The 17117-nt window shown below is 49.3% G+C and carries 13 protein-coding genes; 6 read left to right on the top strand and 7 right to left on the bottom strand.

Annotated features, from left to right (window positions below; all coding sequences use genetic code 11):
* Nucleotides 1-8 precede the first annotated feature (8 nt).
* The gene (locus GWG06_RS19345; RefSeq protein ID WP_160715296.1) at nucleotides 9-2384 is read right to left on the bottom strand and encodes an ABC transporter permease; all 2376 of its coding nucleotides are present in this window, start codon (nucleotides 2382-2384) and stop codon (nucleotides 9-11) included.
* A 203-nt stretch (nucleotides 2385-2587) separates the two neighbouring features.
* Here GWG06_RS19345 and GWG06_RS19350 point away from each other — a divergent pair, with 203 nt between their 5' ends.
* On the top strand, nucleotides 2588-4027 hold the full coding sequence (locus GWG06_RS19350) for a S41 family peptidase (protein ID WP_160715298.1): 1440 nt from the start codon (nucleotides 2588-2590) through the stop codon (nucleotides 4025-4027).
* Nucleotide 4028: 1 nt separating this feature from the next.
* Here the strand turns inward: GWG06_RS19350 and GWG06_RS19355 are convergent, their stop codons facing one another.
* Entirely contained in the window at nucleotides 4029-4514 is a 486-nt protein-coding gene (locus tag GWG06_RS19355) for a GNAT family N-acetyltransferase (protein WP_127036750.1), read from the bottom strand.
* A 261-nt stretch (nucleotides 4515-4775) separates the two neighbouring features.
* Here GWG06_RS19355 and GWG06_RS19360 point away from each other — a divergent pair, with 261 nt between their 5' ends.
* A complete protein-coding gene (locus tag GWG06_RS19360; protein ID WP_160715300.1) occupies nucleotides 4776-5504 on the top strand; it encodes an AraC family transcriptional regulator in 729 nt (242 codons plus the stop codon).
* Nucleotides 5505-5726: 222 nt separating this feature from the next.
* Nucleotides 5727-6563 (top strand): hypothetical protein, encoded by an 837-nt coding sequence (locus tag GWG06_RS19365; protein ID WP_127036754.1) that lies wholly within the window; start codon nucleotides 5727-5729, stop codon nucleotides 6561-6563.
* A 79-nt stretch (nucleotides 6564-6642) separates the two neighbouring features.
* On the opposite strand, the gene GWG06_RS19370 is transcribed toward GWG06_RS19365, so the two are convergent.
* Entirely contained in the window at nucleotides 6643-7230 is a 588-nt protein-coding gene (locus GWG06_RS19370) for a DUF4974 domain-containing protein (RefSeq protein WP_127036756.1), read from the bottom strand.
* Nucleotides 7231-7707: 477 nt separating this feature from the next.
* Between GWG06_RS19370 and GWG06_RS19375 the strand changes: the two genes are divergently transcribed.
* The 3 genes from GWG06_RS19375 (at nucleotide 7708) to bioA (ending at nucleotide 13858) form a co-directional block, all read left to right on the top strand.
* A complete protein-coding gene (locus GWG06_RS19375; RefSeq protein ID WP_160715302.1) occupies nucleotides 7708-9657 on the top strand; it encodes an LTA synthase family protein in 1950 nt (649 codons plus the stop codon).
* Between the two features lie 188 nt (nucleotides 9658-9845).
* A complete protein-coding gene (locus GWG06_RS19380) occupies nucleotides 9846-12413 on the top strand; it encodes an ATP-binding protein (RefSeq protein WP_160715304.1) in 2568 nt (855 codons plus the stop codon).
* Between the two features lie 173 nt (nucleotides 12414-12586).
* The gene (bioA, locus tag GWG06_RS19385; protein WP_127036762.1) at nucleotides 12587-13858 is read left to right on the top strand and encodes an adenosylmethionine--8-amino-7-oxononanoate transaminase; all 1272 of its coding nucleotides are present in this window, start codon (nucleotides 12587-12589) and stop codon (nucleotides 13856-13858) included.
* A gap of 146 nt (nucleotides 13859-14004) precedes the next feature.
* Here bioA and GWG06_RS19390 read toward each other — a convergent pair whose 3' ends face one another.
* The 4 genes from GWG06_RS19390 to GWG06_RS19405 all read right to left on the bottom strand — a co-directional run bounded on the left by GWG06_RS19390 (nucleotide 14005) and on the right by GWG06_RS19405 (nucleotide 16976).
* Nucleotides 14005-14499, bottom strand: coding sequence for a DUF2911 domain-containing protein (locus tag GWG06_RS19390; protein ID WP_160715306.1), 495 nt, complete (start codon nucleotides 14497-14499; stop codon nucleotides 14005-14007).
* A 120-nt stretch (nucleotides 14500-14619) separates the two neighbouring features.
* The gene (locus tag GWG06_RS19395; RefSeq protein WP_127044300.1) at nucleotides 14620-15150 is read right to left on the bottom strand and encodes an SRPBCC family protein; all 531 of its coding nucleotides are present in this window, start codon (nucleotides 15148-15150) and stop codon (nucleotides 14620-14622) included.
* Nucleotides 15151-15293: 143 nt separating this feature from the next.
* Nucleotides 15294-15830, bottom strand: a complete 537-nt coding sequence (locus GWG06_RS19400) for an SRPBCC family protein (RefSeq protein WP_127044301.1) — start codon at nucleotides 15828-15830, stop codon at nucleotides 15294-15296.
* Nucleotides 15831-15869: 39 nt separating this feature from the next.
* Nucleotides 15870-16976 carry an ABC transporter permease gene (locus GWG06_RS19405; protein WP_160715308.1) on the bottom strand — a complete coding sequence of 369 codons (1107 nt, stop codon included), beginning with the start codon at nucleotides 16974-16976 and terminating at the stop codon, nucleotides 15870-15872.
* Between the last annotated feature and the right edge of the window lie 141 nt (nucleotides 16977-17117).

A 17117-nucleotide genomic window follows, 5' to 3' on the forward strand; every position in this document is an offset into this window, starting at 1 on the left:
TTTTGTAATCAATTAGACCGGAGGCTTTTGGCAGGATTGATCAACGCCACCCGGATAGCCTGGTAGCTGACGGTAAGTACGGCAATGACCACCGCCAGCAAACCTGCCAGCAAAAATATCCACCACTGTACCGATATCCTGTAGGCATACTGACTCAGCCAGGTACTCATCATCCACCATGCCAGCGGAAACGCTACAACGGCAGCAATCAGCACCAGCTGCAGGAATTCGCCGGATAACAGGCCGGCAATGGACGGAATACCTGCGCCCAGCACCTTGCGGATACCGATTTCCTTTGTCCGGCGCTCGGCGGTATAAGCAGCCAGTCCGAATAATCCCATGCAGGAAATAATTACCGCCAGCGTTGCAAATAAACGGGACAACCTCCCCATCAGCACTTCATTCGTAAACATGGCATTGAACTGCTCGTCTACAAACTTAAAGGCAAAAGGATAATCGGGATTATCATGCTCAATGACCGCGCGGATTTTACGAATACCCTCTTCTGTACCCACACCGGCAGCAATACGTACATACATAAACACCGGATCATTGGTACGGCTGAAAAACGCCACAGGGTCCGGCTTTCCGTACATATCTCCATACACAAAATCTTCCGCCACACCGACAATTGTATAAATCTTTACACTGTCATCCCATTCAGGCGCCATGAATGACATGCCGATAACACTCTTGTTACTGATGACCTTTGCGAGCGAATGGGTGATGATAACACTTAAACTATCACTCGCTGCCGCTGGCATAAAATCACGGCCCTCCCGGATCTTCATGCCGGATGTTTTAATAAAATCCGGGCTTACATTCCGATGCGATATCAATACATGCTCCTGCTCCGGTTTTCCGGGCCAGCTGAAAGCAGCTGTATTGTTACCGCCGTATATTGTTTCATGGTCAGACAAGGCCGCGTTCTCTACTGCGCCTGTAGCCAGGAGATGCTGGCGGACAGCCTCATAATTTTTAGCAATAGCACCTTCTGCTTTCAGTTCTATCAGGTTATGCCGGTCATATCCCAGATTCCTGTTGCGTATATGCTGTAACTGTTGAAAGACAACCATAGTGGAGATGATCAGCACGATAGAGATAGTAAACTGCGTGATGACCAGCCCTTTGCGGATCCACAGCTCCCCGCCGCCTTGCTGCATCCGGCCTTTCAGTACTGCTATCGGCCGGAAAGACGAGAGGTAGAAGGATGGATAGCTGCCGGCAGTAAGTCCGCATATCAGCGTGATCATAACTATTGCCAGCAGGTGTGTGGGCTTCAGTACATCCGGCAGGATATGCTTTCCTACCATGGCATTAAATGCCGGCAGCAGCAGGTATATAGCAACGATGGCCAGTAGCATGGCAACAGCTGATAACAGCAGCGCTTCTCCGGCAAACTGGAATATCAGTCCCCTCCTGCCTGCACCCAGCACCTTTCTGACACCCACTTCCCTGGAACGGCCCTCACTGCGGGCGGTTGCCAGGTTCATGAAGTTAATGCAGGCAATTAATATGATGATCCACCCAATGACCCCGAACAACCGCACATACGCAATACGCCCACCCGTCTGTATACCATTCTCGAAATTATTGTACAGCCGCCAGTCATTCATGCTGAATAAAAATGGCGATACAATGGCCTGTGGTAATATTCTCTTTACGGCTGCCTGCATTTCCCTGTTTACCGCGGCAGTATCGGTACCTGCCTGCAATTCCACATAGGTGCTGACAGCATTGGCATCCCAGCTGTTCATCCATGCCCTTTGATGAAAGTAGGCAGGAAATGGCGCTACCCATTCAAACCGGAAGGAAGAATTATCCGGATGATCTTTAATGATACCGGTTACCTGGAATGTTTGCCGGTTATCCATCTGCACCATCTTCCCGATCACATTTTTTTCCTCCCCGAAAAATTTCCTGGCTCCCTTTTCCGTCAGCACTATCGCATAAGGTTGCGTAAACGCCTGTGCAGCGGTTCCCTGTACAAACGGAAAGGTAAACATGGTGAAGGCGGTGCTGTCCATAAATGCGCCGGTAGCATACAGATGATGACCATTATAGCTGAAGAGATGCGTGATAGGCTCTTCGGTAGAGCGGCAGGTGGCTGCCACACCAGGAATAGATTGCTGTATGGCTGGCCCCATCAGTGCAGACGAAGATTGAAAAGTACGTATGGACCCGTTGTAATTCCAATGCTGCCGCACTACATACAGCTGATCCTTCTTTTCATGCACGCTGTCAAACATCCACTCATCTTCCACCCACAGGAATATAACACCGGCACAGGTGATGCCGATCATCAGCCCGAAGATATTGAGAAAGCTGTAAGTCCTGCTCTTAAGCAGACTACGTATAGCCGTGCGGAGATAGTGTATAATCATGATAAAGCTGGTACGAATAAAATGCCATTCAGCACCGTGACTAAAAATAAAAACTTTACACATTGAAAATAGTTCAATATGTTCATTTCTGTACAGGTATCGTCCGTTTTGTCTGAACTAACGGCAGAGGTTATACGTTGCAAACAAAATCCCAATTCACACCTTCTTAACAACCGCTGTCTTTATCTTCCCCGCAAAAAAAAATGAAAGCATTATCCCTGCTCCTTTCCTGTAGTATTCCCCTGACAACTATTGCACAACGTCATGCACCGCCGGTACAGCAGCGGTATGCGCGTGCTGCGGTTACCTCGCTGATTGACGACATGCACAAAGAGCTGGCAGACAGCCATCCCGGTTACTACCGGTATAACAACAAAGCTGCGCTTGATAAATACCTGGACAGTGTCAAGGCTACTATCCGCAAAGATTCACTGGATGAACTGGAAATTTATCACAAGATAAAACCATTTGTAGCAAAAATCGGATGCCTGCATACCGCCCTCTCCCTCTCGCCCGGATATACCCGGTACCTGAACAGCGGCAGCAACCTGCTGCCCCTGCAACTGCATATTGAAAACGAAAAAGCCTTTGTTACCGCCAACTACAGCGGCAGCCGGGAACTGGCGCCGGGTACAGAAATAACAGCTATCAATGGTAAAAGCATGGCTGCCATTATTGCGTTGCTGCTACCAGCCATTCCGTCGGACGGGCATAATCTCACGTTGAAATACCGCGCGCTGGATACGCAGTTCCCCTCCTGGTACCGGTCTATGATAGCGGTAACAGATTCCTTTACGGTGAGCACCGGTACACAACAGACAGTTACGATACCCGGCGCGGCATTTCAGACCCTTGCCCGCGACGGCTTCCTGCAGGAGCCATCTTACCGTAAAACCCTGGACTTCAGGATGACAGCGCAAACCGGCATACTTACCATACATTCCTTTGCCGCTACCGACATCAAAAAAAGCGGTCAGCATTTCAGGAAATTTATAGACAGCGTGTTCCTGCAGCTGCAGCAGCAAAAAGTGCAGCAGCTGATTGTAGACCTGCGCGACAATACCGGCGGCACCGATAACAATGCCGTCTATTTCACACGGCATTTCTTTGATAAACCCTTCCGGTACTGGGATCGTATTGAAGTCACAAAAGATATTGCCAGGCAGATAAAAGGTTTTGCAAGATTATTCTACCGCAAACCCGAAAAGCGTGACAGCAGCTATCTCTGGAAGAAGTCAAAAATAACGTCGGAGTTTAATTATTACACGATGCAGTTTCCCGCAGCGCATCCTTTTACAGGGAAGACGTATGTGCTGATTAATGGTTTCTGCATGTCTTCCTGCGCAGATGCAGCCGCCATTCTATCCTGCAACAAAAAAGCCGTGCTGATCGGGGAAGAAACAGGCGGCGGTTACCAGGGTAATAACAGCGGTATGATGCCCTCTGTAAGACTGAAGCCTACCGGGTTGATGCTCACCGTGCCTTTACAGCAGTATTTCAATGCCGTAGATACCGGCGTACATACCGCGCGAGGCGTTATGCCGGATTATCCGGTAGCCGTGCATACAGCAGATATTCTCCGGCAGGAAGATGCGGCTATGACGAAAGCCTGGCAGCTGATCCGTCAGCAGCCGCAGGAATAATTTATTGTGCCAGCCAGGTAGGATCATCATTCAGGCTCAGTCGCATTTCCAGCAGGCTGGGCTTGAATCCTGCTTTCAGATAAGCTTTCACGGCTGCTTCGTTGTTATGATATACATCCAGGCACAGTTCTGTGACGCCCTTCAGATAGGCCCACTCTTTCAATGCTGCCAGGATTAAGGTGTTAACGCCCCGCCCTCTGAATTCCGGGCGAACAAACATAAAGCCAAGATAAGCATGTTGCAGGTGCTTACGATAGTGTTTGGCATTTTCCAGCCGGGCGTAACCGGATCCTATGATCTCTTCTCCTGCCACTGCTACAGCCACTTCTGTATCTTCTGCCGCAATCATCTCCGCAATATCATAGTAATGAATGTTGCCTTCTTTCAGGGTGCTGTCGTACGGGCGTTCTGCCGCAACAATGCCCTGCTCAAATGCCAGTAGTACTTCCAGGTCTGCTATAGTGGCCTTTCTTACAAATATCTCCATGTTAATGCATTTTCAGTTTAACAATCATGACGGTTTATCCGGCTGTAATTTCTGCTTATCAGCAGCAGCTTTCATAACAAAATTTCAGCAGCATAAATTTCGCATTTATCTCTGAAAGAAAATATCAGATAATCATTTTATTATTTTACTATCTGGTTATCTGAGATTTGAAATGCAGCGGTCTGCCGCGATAACCGGCGCTACGGCATGTTGTAAATGGAACCGAAAGCGTAACTTTATTTTTCAAACGATACACACGGTATGTACCAGCAGTATACTCCGCACATAGCGCTCACCTCTTTTATTGACGCCTACTGGACAGTAAGCGTGCATACCCGGCAGGCGCAGCAGAGCAGAATACTGCCTGACGGTTGTGTAGATATTATCTGCAACCTGGGCAATGAAGTACCTGACACCGATGGCGGCGCCGGCATGCTTACAGACAGGGCTTATCTCGTAGGCACCATGACGCAGTATTCCGTTCCGGTGATGCAGGCAGATACCAGGCTGACAGGTATCCGTTTCAAACCCGCCGGCTTCGCCGCATTCTATGACCTGCATCTGCAGGAGGCTACGGACAACTGTATTCCGTTTGCCCAGGAACTGGTGCCGCTGTTGCATAAGGCCGGCAGCGATTTCACGGCACAGCTGGACCAGTATTTCCTGCATCGCCTGACCAATGCAGCTTCCCGGCTGATTGCCATTACACAGGATATACAGCAGCAACATGGTTTGGTGAAGATAGCCGATCTGGCCAGTCGCCATTTTATTACGCCCCGGCAACTGGAAAGGCAGTTTATGAAATTTACCGGCGTTTCTCCCAAAGCCTTCTCCAATATTGTAAGATACCGGCATGTGCACCACCTGATAAAAAATATGACGCCGGGAGTAAGTATGCAGACCATTGCCTTTGAAAACGGCTATTACGATCACGCGCACCTGGCTAACGATATCCGGAAATATACCGGCCTCACGCCTACCTCGCTATAAAAAGCCATTATTTTCTGTAAAATATGCCGTAAGAAAGGATGCCGTAAAGTACAGGCATGCCTGTTATTCCCGGCTGTTCTATGCTACAGGCGGGCCTCTGAAGCGGTTTAGCCCGCTGCTTGTCCGCCGGCAGCCGGAACTTTTTTCCGGCGTTAAGATGTAATTAACAATTCACACTTTTCAATTGCTTAATCTTGCAACAGGACAATAAACCCTGCGTATATGCTACGGCAACCAGCACTTATAAAAACAGGTGATTCATGGACGTTTGTTCAGCCGGACAACACTGTCAGCTTTTACAAGGAGCTGCTGACAGCCATGGAGCTGATGGACAGCCGGATGATTGTAGCGGAGCGGATGTTGAGGAAGATTATCATGGTATGCGGTACCGGCAGTATAGATGCATTGCTGACGCTGGGACTGATACTGAACAGGTCCGGCCGCAGCATAGAAGGAGATGCGCTGATACACAGGGCGCACAGTATCTGTCTGGAAGCGATCCCGCCCTGTTTCGATACGAACCTGGATGAGGTGTACTGGTGTATTATTGAGAACCGGCCATTTCTGCGCTCTTTTCATGCGGTATGTGCCGCATATATCCGGGAACAGCAGTATGATAAGGCGCTGGAGAAAATCAATTACCTGCTGCGCATTAACAAGGGCGACGACACGGACGTAAGCGCCATGTTGCCGGCATGTTACCTGCATCTGCAGCAGTATGAGGCATATATGGACTGGTATAACGCGTTACCGGCCGGAAAAAGGACGATGGAAACTGCTTTCTGTTCTTTCCTGGCTTGTTTTAAACTGGGCAGAAAAGAGCTGGCACGTACAAAATTTCTGGAGGCCAGGCGGGAATATCCCCATATGGCAGCAGAGCTGATCAAATCCCATCACCGGTTCCCGGAGGATGAATTTGAGACTATGCAGGCGGAAATCCCTGCTGGGAGCAGGCAGGAAGCGTTTGTTTACTGGTATAAGTCAAAAGAACTGTGGCAGGCGGAAACAGCGCTGAAGCAATTTATGATGAGTATAGACAGCCATATCCTTCGACCATAATTGTTTACCGTTCCCCAAAATAGCGGCAAAGGCATCGCGGTACATGTAAGGCATAAATACATGGCCGCATGTCTGCCGCCTATGGCAACTGTAAAGCCAGGTGCAGGGTCTGATCCTGGAAATAATACCGTACCCCGGTCGTATATTGCAGCACCTGCAGAAATGATTCCAGGGATTGAGCCTTATCCATAGCGCCGGTAAAGAGTTTACGGGCCACTGCCGGGTCGTCCAGTACTACGGGGGTATTAAACCAGCGGGGCATCAGTTCAGCCACTTCCTGCATGGTAGCGTTGTGGAATACATGTACCGACCAGTTGCTCACCGCATCGGGTAAAGCCGGCTGGTTCATATGTGCCAGCTGCTGCTGATGTTCCCTTATCGCCCTGTTTTCCCGTTCCTGCCTGCTGTGCAGGAAACCGAACAGGCAAAGAGCAAACATCATAATGGCAATACAGGCAGCCACCACCCGGTAGTTATAAGGCCTGATATCATCTTCGCGCACCAGCTCATCCTCTACTGCCAGCCATCCCGCACCGGCATCCGTAACATCCTTCCCGCGATCTATCTTTCCCTGACGGATCAGCCGCTGGTATTCAATCGCTACTCGCTTAGCATTGGGAACCCGATCCATCAGATCGAACAGCTCCCTGGTTTCTTTGTCGTTCAAATCTCCGTTGTTTAAAGATTAGCAAAACATCAGTCCGGTCATCATCACGCCGGTTAAAGAACAGGTTAATACTGAAATAGCAGGTGTAGCATCGTTTAGAAGGTTAGCAGGGCATTCAAACGGGTTAGGCCGGGTTCCGTGAGAATGTACGCACAAGGCCGGGAAATTCATTCCTCTTCCATATAAACGAAACCCTGTGATTTTTGGTTTTTCATAATAAAACAAATTTTATTTGAGAATTAACGGACTCTACTGCTGATTTTGGAATTTACGGATTTGTGGATTTACGAATTTTTAAATGCAGCGGATATCTTCGCGAAGATCTTTGCCGCATTTAAAAATTCGTAAATCCCAAAATCCGTAAATCCCAAAATCTATAAATCTCCTCACTTCAGGGAAAATGATCCATTGCACAAAATCTCAAATAATTAAATAGTCAATTCTCTTTACCTTTGCGCCTCAATCTGAAAACAGCTGATGAAATCTGTCAAAAACCGGTACGCCGTTCTCTTTGGCTTTATTGCCCTTTACCTGATATTATCCTTCTTAGTTCGTGCTGCGCTGCTGATATGGGCATTTCCCCAGTCGGGCATGACCGCTGCCAATATTTTCCCTGTATTTGCAAAAGGATTTATATACGACGCAGGCGTTTCCCTGTTCTTTACCATTGCCTATGCGCTTTATCTGCTGGTATTGCCGCAGCGGCTCAACAACACGCTCTTCAACCGCATCTTTACCTATACGGGGTTCTTCCTGGCACTGATGATTGTCATGTTCTCCTTCTTTGCAGAATTCACATTCTGGGGCGAATATTCCGGCCGGTTCGATTTCATCGCCGTGGATTATCTGATATATACCTATGAGGTGATCAGCAATATCAATCAATCTTATCCCTTACCATGGCTGATCGGCGGTGTAGTAGCCGGCACGGTGCTGCTGACCTGGCTGATGAGCCGCAACGGTAATTTCCGCCGCAGCTTCCGGTCCAATATGCCCTTCGGCAGAAGACTGGCTACCTTCCTCGCGCTGCTGGGACTACTGCTGTCACATGCCTTCTTTATCAGTAATACCTGGGCTGAAAAAAGCAAGAACCGCTACGCACAGGAATTATCCAAAGCGGGCATCTATTCTTTCATATCTGCCTACCTGAACAACGAACTGGCGTACGACAAATATTACCTGCTGGAAGATGAAAACACCGCCTTCACCCAGGTACGCCAGCTGCTGCAACAACCGGATGCCCGTTACCTGGAAAACGGGAAGAGCATATTCCGCAGTATAACGGATACGGCTATACCGGTAAAGCCCAACGTCATCATGGTGACCATCGAGAGCTTCAGTGCCGATTTTATGGCCCGCTTCGGTAACAAGGAAAATATAACACCGGTACTGGACAGTATCGCCCGGGAAGGTGTATTGTTCACCAACATGTATGCAACCGGCACCCGGACTGTCAGAGGTATGGAAGCCCTCACGCTGGCGGTGCCGCCTACACCCGGACAAAGCATCGTGCGCAGGAAAAACAATGAAAACCTCTTCTCCGCCGGCAGCATCTTCCGTAAGCAGGGATATGAAGCCACCTTCTTTTACGGAGGCGACGGCTACTTCGATAATATGAATAAATTCTTCGGCAACAACGGCTACGATATTACTGACAGGCTGCGTTCCCGGCTCGTAGACGACCAGATTGCCACCAGACGTACCCATATCCCCGACAGCGCCGTACAGTTTGAAAATGCCTGGGGCGTCTGCGATGAAGACATCTACAATGCCGCTATTAAAAGCGCAGATGAAAAATATGCCGCAGGCAAACAGTTCTATGATTTTATCATGACTACCTCCAACCACCGCCCATTCACCTATCCTGCCGGAAAAATTGACATCCCTTCCGGCAGCAGCCGCGAAGGTGCGGTGAAGTATACGGATTATGCCATCGGACAGTTCCTGCAGAAAATCCGTACCAAACCCTGGTTTGCCAACACTGTTATCATCTTTGTAGCAGACCATTGCGCCAGCAGTGCCGGTAAAAATGAAATTGAAGTCAGCAAATACCATATCCCCTGCATACTCTATAATGTGCCTGGCGCCGCACCGCAGGAAATATCCGCCATGTGCTCACAGATAGATCTTTATCCTACCTTGCTGGGTATGCTGCATTGGTCGTACAACAGTAATTTCTACGGGCAGAATGTACTGGCTCCCGGCTATCAGCCACGCGCCATGGTGAGTACCTATCAAAAGCTCGCTTACCTGGAACCCGGTAAACTGGTGATATTAAGTCCGCAGCAAAAAGCACAGTGTTTCTCCTGGAATCAGGACAAAAACGACCTGCAGCCAATAGCTACCGACAATACATTGTTACAACATGGGTTGGCTACCTACCAGACCGCCTATGCACTGTTTAAAAACGGTGGCATGCGTAAATAATTTATTTGTTGTAGTCTGACTAATTTTAGTAAATTTATTATTCTGGTATTTTTTCCCGGAATGGGGTAATCTATGTTCCTTAACTCTTGCCTGCTTTATTCATTGTCCTGTATTCAATAGTATTGCGTGACCTGCCTGCAACGGGTTCCATGCATATCGGTTTTCAGAATTGATTAAACGATTTCCCCATGCTGGCGAACACTTTTCCCGACGATGAGGCTGGAAGTATAAAGGTCGGCGAATCATTGGAAGCATTGATATGGCAACACCCTGTTTCCAGGGAACAAAAGGCGCTGGAAATAATATCTCAGCTGCATGATGATTTCGCTGCATACAAAACCCACTCCCAGATTAATGAAGCGCTGCTGCAAACCCTGACGGCTTTTACCGGCAGTGAATATGGATTTATCGGTGAGCCGGAAAATAATAACAGCACTTCCGGCCTGTGCATAAAGGCGGTATGTAATATGCGCCGGCATCCCGATGTGCGGCCCTACTTCGGAACACGCACAGATGACGGACAATACCTGATTCAGCTGCATACCTTATCCACACAGGTATTGCTGACGGGCCGCCCGGTGCTGAATAACAATCCGGCTGCCGACGAGCGCCCTGCCGGCAAGCCTGCATGCCCCACGCCCATCTTCCGTAATTTCCTCGGCCTGCCACTGATCCGCAAAGGAGAAGTAACGGGTATGATAGGCTTCGCAGACCGGGAAGGCGGTTACGATCCCGGTATCATTGCCCTGCTGCGGCCCATCCTGTTTACCTATACTACCTTATTGTATACCGATCAGGCCGATACCCTCCGCGCCGGTATGGAAGCTGCCAACAGACAGTTGTCTGCCGACATCGACGCGCTGATGAACACCCTGGATGATATTGTTTTTGAAATGGATGAACACAAAGTGTTCACCAAAGTATGGTGCAAACAGGAAAACCTGCTGTTCATTCCCATGAAGGAAGTGATCGGCAAAAGCATCAGCGAGGTAATGGGCGAACATTCCACCGCCTTCTGCAAGATGGCTGATACACTCCTGCTCACCGGAGAACCACAATACTACGAGTATACCGACATACGTCAGAACCTGCACCACTGGTACGCACTCAAAATGAGTCAGATCATGACCAGCCAGCCTGGTCCGAAACGACTGCTGCTGCTCATCCAGAATATCACCCAACGCAAACGTGATGAACTGGAACTACGCCATGTTAACGCGGCCCTTGCCCGTAATATTCACCTGCTGGACATCACCCAGCAGATGGGATTGATAGGCGGATGGGAATTCAATATCGTTACCGGAGAAATTTACTGGACCCGGCAGGTTTACCAGATGCGGGAGGTACCGGAAAACTTCAGGCCCTCCTTCGATGACGGCGCATTCTATCATCCGGATGACCGGCCCCTGCTCCAGGCCGCGCACCAGCAGCTGCTGGTGCAGCAGAAAAGATTCTGCCTGGAACTGCGGCATATCTCTGCCAGAAATACCTGTAAATGGGTCAAAACCGTAGGCATGCCTGTTTATACCAATGATACCCTCACGCACTTCAGGGGTATCATTATGGATATAGACAAACAGAAACTGTCTGAACTGGAACTTGGTCAGGCCAGGGTCAACGCAGAACAGGCCGCCAAAGGCCGCAGCGATTTTCTTTCTGTGATGAGCCATGAAATCCGGACACCCCTCAATGCCATCATCGGCATCGCCGGCATTATGCAGGACGACCCTGCCGCAGATCATAAAGAAGTGCTGCATAGCCTGCAGTTTTCTGCCAATCATCTGCTGGGCCTTGTCAACGATATCCTCGATTTCAGCAAGATTGAAGCCGGGAAGATAGAGCTGGAACATGTTCCGCTGAACCTGCGGGAACTTGTGCAGGATATTGCTGCCAACTTCCAGCCGCTGGCAAAAGCCAAAGGCATCAAACTATACACCAACATAGACCACGACCTGGCCGTCCAGATTACCGGCGATCCGGTACGTCTTTCGCAGATACTGAGCAACCTGGTCAACAACGCCATCAAGTTCACCGACAAGGGCGCCGTTACCCTGGAGATACACCAGGAATCCTACATCCGTGGCAAATGCAGCATCAGCTTCAAGGTAAAGGATACCGGTGTGGGCATCGCACCGGAAATGCTGGAGCAGGTATTTGATACTTTTGTTCAGGAAGATTCTGCCACGACCCGCCAGTACGGCGGTACAGGACTGGGCCTCGCCATTACACGCAGGCTGGTGGAGCTGATGCAGGGCAACATTCATATCTCCAGCGTAAAAGGAGCCGGCACCACCTTCTATTTCACCCTGGATTTTGAGCTGCCGGAATCAGCGGCAGCAGATCGTCAGACCGACCTTTCGCTGCCACCCGGATTTCTCACAGGCATGCACCTGCTCATCGTGGAAGATAATAAAATCAATGTACGCGTCATGCAGCTGCAGCTGGCCAAATCCGGCGCCACTACCACCGTTGCCGTCAATGGTAAGGATGCCATCCTCAAAATGGAACAGCAGAAATTCGATGGCGTCATGCTGGATCTCCATATGCCCGAAATGAACGGCTACGAAACTATCCCACATATCCGCACCCTGCAGCCCAACGCTTTCATCGTAGTACTCACCGCCGATATCATGCCCGAAGTATCCGAACGCCTCCACGCACTACATGTAAAGGATATACTTCCCAAACCCTATAAGGCAACGGATTTGTACCGGGTACTGGTGAAGTACAGGTTGTCGGTTACGGATATGTTTTGAAATAATTACGAATTACGAATTGCGAATTACGAATGAGGAGCGAAGATTTAAGCGAAGAAGCGGATACATAATAGTAATATCGCTTCGGTCTTCGTTTATATCTTCGCTCCTCATTCGTAATTCGCAATTCGTAATTCGTAATTATTCCCCCAAATAACTCCTACTTTTGCTCCATGTTAAAAGACAACCTCTCTTCAAGAGATCTAAGTGTAATATGGCATCCTTATACACAGATGCAGACTGCGCCGGCGCCGATCGGGATTGTTCGGGGAGAAGGCGCTTGTCTATATGATGAAGACAACAACAGTTATATAGATGCGACCTCCAGCTGGTGGGTGAATATACATGGGCATGCGCATCCTTATATGGCGCAGCAGCTGGCTGCGCAGGCGATGGAATTACAGCACTGTATTTTTGCCGGTTATACGCATCCGCCTGCGGTGAACCTGGCAGAACGGTTACTGCAGATATTGCCGGGAGAACAAAGCCGGGTATTTTATTCTGACAACGGCTCTACCGCCGTAGAGGTAGCGTTGAAGATGGCGCTGCAGTACTGGGATAACAAGGGGCAACGCCGCCATAAAATTATGGCTTTTAAAAATGCCTATCATGGTGATACCTTCGGCGCAATGAGCGTGAGCGGCCGCAGTGTTTTCACCCGTGTATTCGATGATTTCCTTTTCGAAGTACATTTTCTTGATGTGCCGACGCCAGAGAACACCGACCATCTCATTCAGGAGATTGCCGCACTGGGACCGGACCAGGTAGCCGCTTTCATCTTTGAACCGTTGCTGCAGGGTTCCGGTGGTATGGTGATGTACGATATACCCTCTTTTGACAGACTCCTGCAATATTGCGCCGGCAATGACATACTGCTGATCGCTGATGAAGTGATGACCGGTTTCGGAAGAACAGGGAAAAATTTTGCGATGGAATATGTAACCACCGCACCGGATATGATCTGTCTGTCCAAAGGACTTACCGGCGGCAGTATGGCGCTGGGAGTTACCACCTGCACTGCTACAATCTATGATGCGTTTCTATCTACCGACAAGCTGAAAACATTATTCCACGGCCACTCCTTTACAGCTAATCCGCTGGCTTGTACCATGGCGCTGGCCAGCCTGGACCTGTTTCTGCATCCCGACTGCGCTGCCAACCGGCAACGTATCCACGAACGGCACCTCCGTTTCCTGGAGGAACTACAGCAACTACCCGGCATCAAAAATCCAAGACTGCTGGGTACCATCCTGGCCTTCGAAATAATTACCACCAACGCCGACGGCTATACGAATAGTCTTGCGGATCATCTGCACCGCTTCTTCCGGGAAAAACGTGTCATGCTCCGCCCACTCGGCAACACCCTCTATATTCTTCCTCCTTATTGTATTACTGATACACAGCTGGATACGGTGTATGGTAGTATAAGGGAACTGCTTAAATAATTACGAATTGCGAATTACGAATTACGAATGTAGAAGCGGAGAGCAAAATGCAGATTAATTAGGATGACTTTTATAAATATCACCTTTAATCTACATTTAGCTCTCCGCTTCTACATTCGTAATTCGCAATTCGCAATTCGTAATTTCTACTTAACCGGTACCGTCACTTTCGTATCATCCCATTCAAATACTACGGCATTTCCAGGGAGGGTGAAGGTCAGTTTTTCTACGGGTGTTTTCAGGGTTTCGCGCGCCACTTTTACGGAGGCTACGTCCTGTCCTTTATTTTTTTCGTAGTCGTAAGCGCCCCACTGACCCAGTTTGCTGTTCAGGATAACCGTCCAGGTTTTAGGATCCGGAATAGTGAAGAGTGTATAGGTACCTGCTTTTACGGATTTACCACCAAATACCACGTCTTTGTTGAAAGTGATTTCAGTAGCTTCGTTAGCGCCGGTACGCCATACTTTACCGAATGGCTCCAGGGTACCGAAGATAGCGCGGCCATTTTTGGAAGGCTGGCCGTATACTACTTTCATGTCTTTATTTTCAACGGATACTTTAGGGCTCTTTTTGGCCTTTTCCTGAGCAAAACCCAGGGTGGTGGCGGCCAGGAAGAAGGTTGCCAATAAAAGGTGTTTCATTTAGATGTAGATTTTTTTTGTTGAAAGAAGTGTGTTTAAGAAGTCAGACAATTTAAACTATAAATTCTGACTCCACCCACATAATTGGATCAATGGTAAAATACCTACATATAATGTCAGCTATTGGCGTTCGCAGATGCGGCTCAGTTTTGTCAGCCCCGCATCCATGGCTGGTCCATAGATACGATCAGAAATAAATCCGCGCAGTTTCCACCAGGGCAGCATGCCAAGCTTTATTTCCATATGCCAGAAGATGGCAGTTCCCTGCCCGTCTGCCGTAGGTTTCAGCTCAATACCTCCTTTTACCGGGCGCATGTTGGCAATATCCATCTGGTAATGTACGCCTTTGTCCTTCCGGCTATCGGTAATCATCACCTTGCCGCTGTTCAGTTGTCCGTGCCAGGAGTAGGAAGCGCCTGCTCCCTCCGCCTGCTGGCTATATACCAGCTGTGCGGTAGTATCCGGACGGCTCCAGGGATTCCACTGCTCCCAGGCTTTCAGGTTATTGACCTGTGCATATACGGAATCCAGCGGTGCGTGTATTACGCCGGTACGCTCCACCACAGCGGTGGAAGGAAACACGAGGGATAAGAGGAATACAAACAGCGCGAATACGACTACGCTGAGCACGATTAATTTGAAAAAACGCATACTAAAAAATGGTTGTTACTAATATTGGTAATTTGAGATTTTATTATTTGAGATTTGTTTTTAATGATTGTCCATGCAACACTACAAGGTGCAAGCGGATTAACAGCAAATCTCAAATAATCAAATAACAAAATGGTCCTGTCTCAGGCCGGCCGGGTTACCAATCTCCTGATTCCCTCCAGTCCTTTTTCAAAATCCTTTCCTACCCATTTGTCCATCATCAGGCCCATGACTTTCCTGAGCGGATGTTGTCCCATGTTGCAGGTCATGCTCCAGGTGACGAGGGTGCCTTCCGGGACGGGATCAAAGCGGAAGGTGCCGCGGGCGGTGCTCATGCTCATAAAATCGGTGTCTGTGGCGATGAACTGGTCTGGTCTGGATTCCAGGATAGTCATATGGCCCCTGCCGATATTGGGATGGCGGCTTTCCCAGCTGTAGCCGGCGCCGGGCCCGCTGTCTTTTTCACCGTAGGTGATGGCAACGGTGGGGTCCTGTTCTTTCCAGGGCGACCACAGTTCCCAGTTACGTACGGTGTTCACATAGGGGAATATTTTTTCCGGAGGCGCCGGTATGATCAGCGTCCGTTCTATTTTCACGACAGGGGGAAGAAATAAGCTGAATATGAAAAGCCCCAGTACCAGGACAATCAATGCCCCCAGGATAATAAAAAAGGCTTGCATGTAGCGCGGTTTAAGTATGCCAAAGCTACGAAAACCCCGCTACTCCCAGCGGAATACTTTCACGGCCACCGCATATACGACTACGCCCCAGAGGGTGAGTATGGCGATGTCCCAGCCTACGTTCCAGAGGTGTTGTCCTTCAAAAGCCACGCTACGCAGCGCGTCTATCAGGTAGGTCAGCGGCATCACCTTACAGATGGGCTGCAGCCATGCCGGGAAGGAGTCTATCGGGAAAAAGGTGCCCGCCAGCAGGAACTGCGGCAGCGTCACAATATTTGCCAATGGCGGAATAGTGCTTTCATTTTTGGCGATACTGCTCACCACAAAGCCAAATCCCATAAATACGAGCAGTCCGAATACGGAGAGTACCAGCATTTCCAGGAAGGTGACAAAGCCGTGTACCAGCGTAAAGCCGAAGGCAAAGTGGCCCAGACCGATGATGATGACAGAGCTGATCAGCTGGAATACCATCCTGCTGAAGGCTTCCGCCAGCACAATATAGGTGCGCCTGATAGGCGTAGCAAAGAAACGTTTAAGTACGAGCGTCTGCCGGAGGCTGTAAAACAGGAAAGCGGTACCAAAAACGGCGGCGCTCATCAGTGCAAAGCCCAGCTGCCCCGGCAATATAAAGTCTATTGTCTTGAAGATCCGGCCCGGAATTTCCGTTGTGGTAAAGGTTGCCACTGAAGGGCGGGGATACACGCGGTCGTCAATATGGGTGGCTACATCTTTGAGGACAGAGAGCAGGATGGCCTTTTTGTTGGCATCAGATGCCGTGGAGGTCCGGATATTCACGTTATAGGAAGGCATGCTGTCTGCCCCGGTTCCCGGAACGATGTTCAGGACAGCTACCAGGCGGCCCTTCTTCAGGTCGTCTTCCATAGCCGCTGCCGGCTGATCTGTCACCAGTTTCATCGTTTTCACCTGTGCCAGCCCCTTATAAAACGGGCTGTTAATATCTGTCTGCCGGTCTACCCCTACTTTTACGGACACGCTGCCATTCCCTATAAACCCGAATACCAGTATGAATACCAGTGGAAAACCCAGACTGAACACCACCGCGGACGGGCTCCTGAATATCCCTCTCAGGCTCCCCTTTGTGATAGCAAACATCGCCCGCCACTGGCTATACTTCTCTCCATTCATCAAGATCGCATTTTTAAAAACCGCGTAAAACTACTATAAATTGGGGATTTGTTCTAATCGGGAGCATTTTTGGGCAATTACGAATTACGAATGGCGAATTACGAATGAAAGCGAAGAACGAAGCAAATCTCAGATATGACA

Origin of the sequence: Chitinophaga solisilvae, assembly GCF_009928525.1 — a bacterium.
Classification (GTDB): domain Bacteria; phylum Bacteroidota; class Bacteroidia; order Chitinophagales; family Chitinophagaceae; genus Chitinophaga; species Chitinophaga solisilvae.

Bases quoted from the DNA above. Each gene is read 5' to 3' on its own strand.
- GWG06_RS19345 (WP_160715296.1), bottom strand. From the start codon at position 2,384: ATGATTATACACTATCTCCGCACGGCTATACGTAGTCTGCTTAAGAGC.
- GWG06_RS19350 (WP_160715298.1), top strand. From the start codon at position 2,588: ATGAAAGCATTATCCCTGCTCCTTTCCTGTAGTATTCCCCTGACAACT.
- GWG06_RS19355 (WP_127036750.1), bottom strand. From the start codon at position 4,514: ATGGAGATATTTGTAAGAAAGGCCACTATAGCAGACCTGGAAGTACTA.
- GWG06_RS19360 (WP_160715300.1), top strand. From the start codon at position 4,776: ATGTACCAGCAGTATACTCCGCACATAGCGCTCACCTCTTTTATTGAC.
- GWG06_RS19365 (WP_127036754.1), top strand. From the start codon at position 5,727: ATGCTACGGCAACCAGCACTTATAAAAACAGGTGATTCATGGACGTTT.
- GWG06_RS19375 (WP_160715302.1), top strand. From the start codon at position 7,708: ATGAAATCTGTCAAAAACCGGTACGCCGTTCTCTTTGGCTTTATTGCC.
- GWG06_RS19380 (WP_160715304.1), top strand. From the start codon at position 9,846: ATGCTGGCGAACACTTTTCCCGACGATGAGGCTGGAAGTATAAAGGTC.
- bioA (WP_127036762.1), top strand. From the start codon at position 12,587: ATGTTAAAAGACAACCTCTCTTCAAGAGATCTAAGTGTAATATGGCAT.
- GWG06_RS19390 (WP_160715306.1), bottom strand. From the start codon at position 14,499: ATGAAACACCTTTTATTGGCAACCTTCTTCCTGGCCGCCACCACCCTG.
- GWG06_RS19395 (WP_127044300.1), bottom strand. From the start codon at position 15,150: ATGCGTTTTTTCAAATTAATCGTGCTCAGCGTAGTCGTATTCGCGCTG.
- GWG06_RS19400 (WP_127044301.1), bottom strand. From the start codon at position 15,830: ATGCAAGCCTTTTTTATTATCCTGGGGGCATTGATTGTCCTGGTACTG.
- GWG06_RS19405 (WP_160715308.1), bottom strand. From the start codon at position 16,976: ATGAATGGAGAGAAGTATAGCCAGTGGCGGGCGATGTTTGCTATCACA.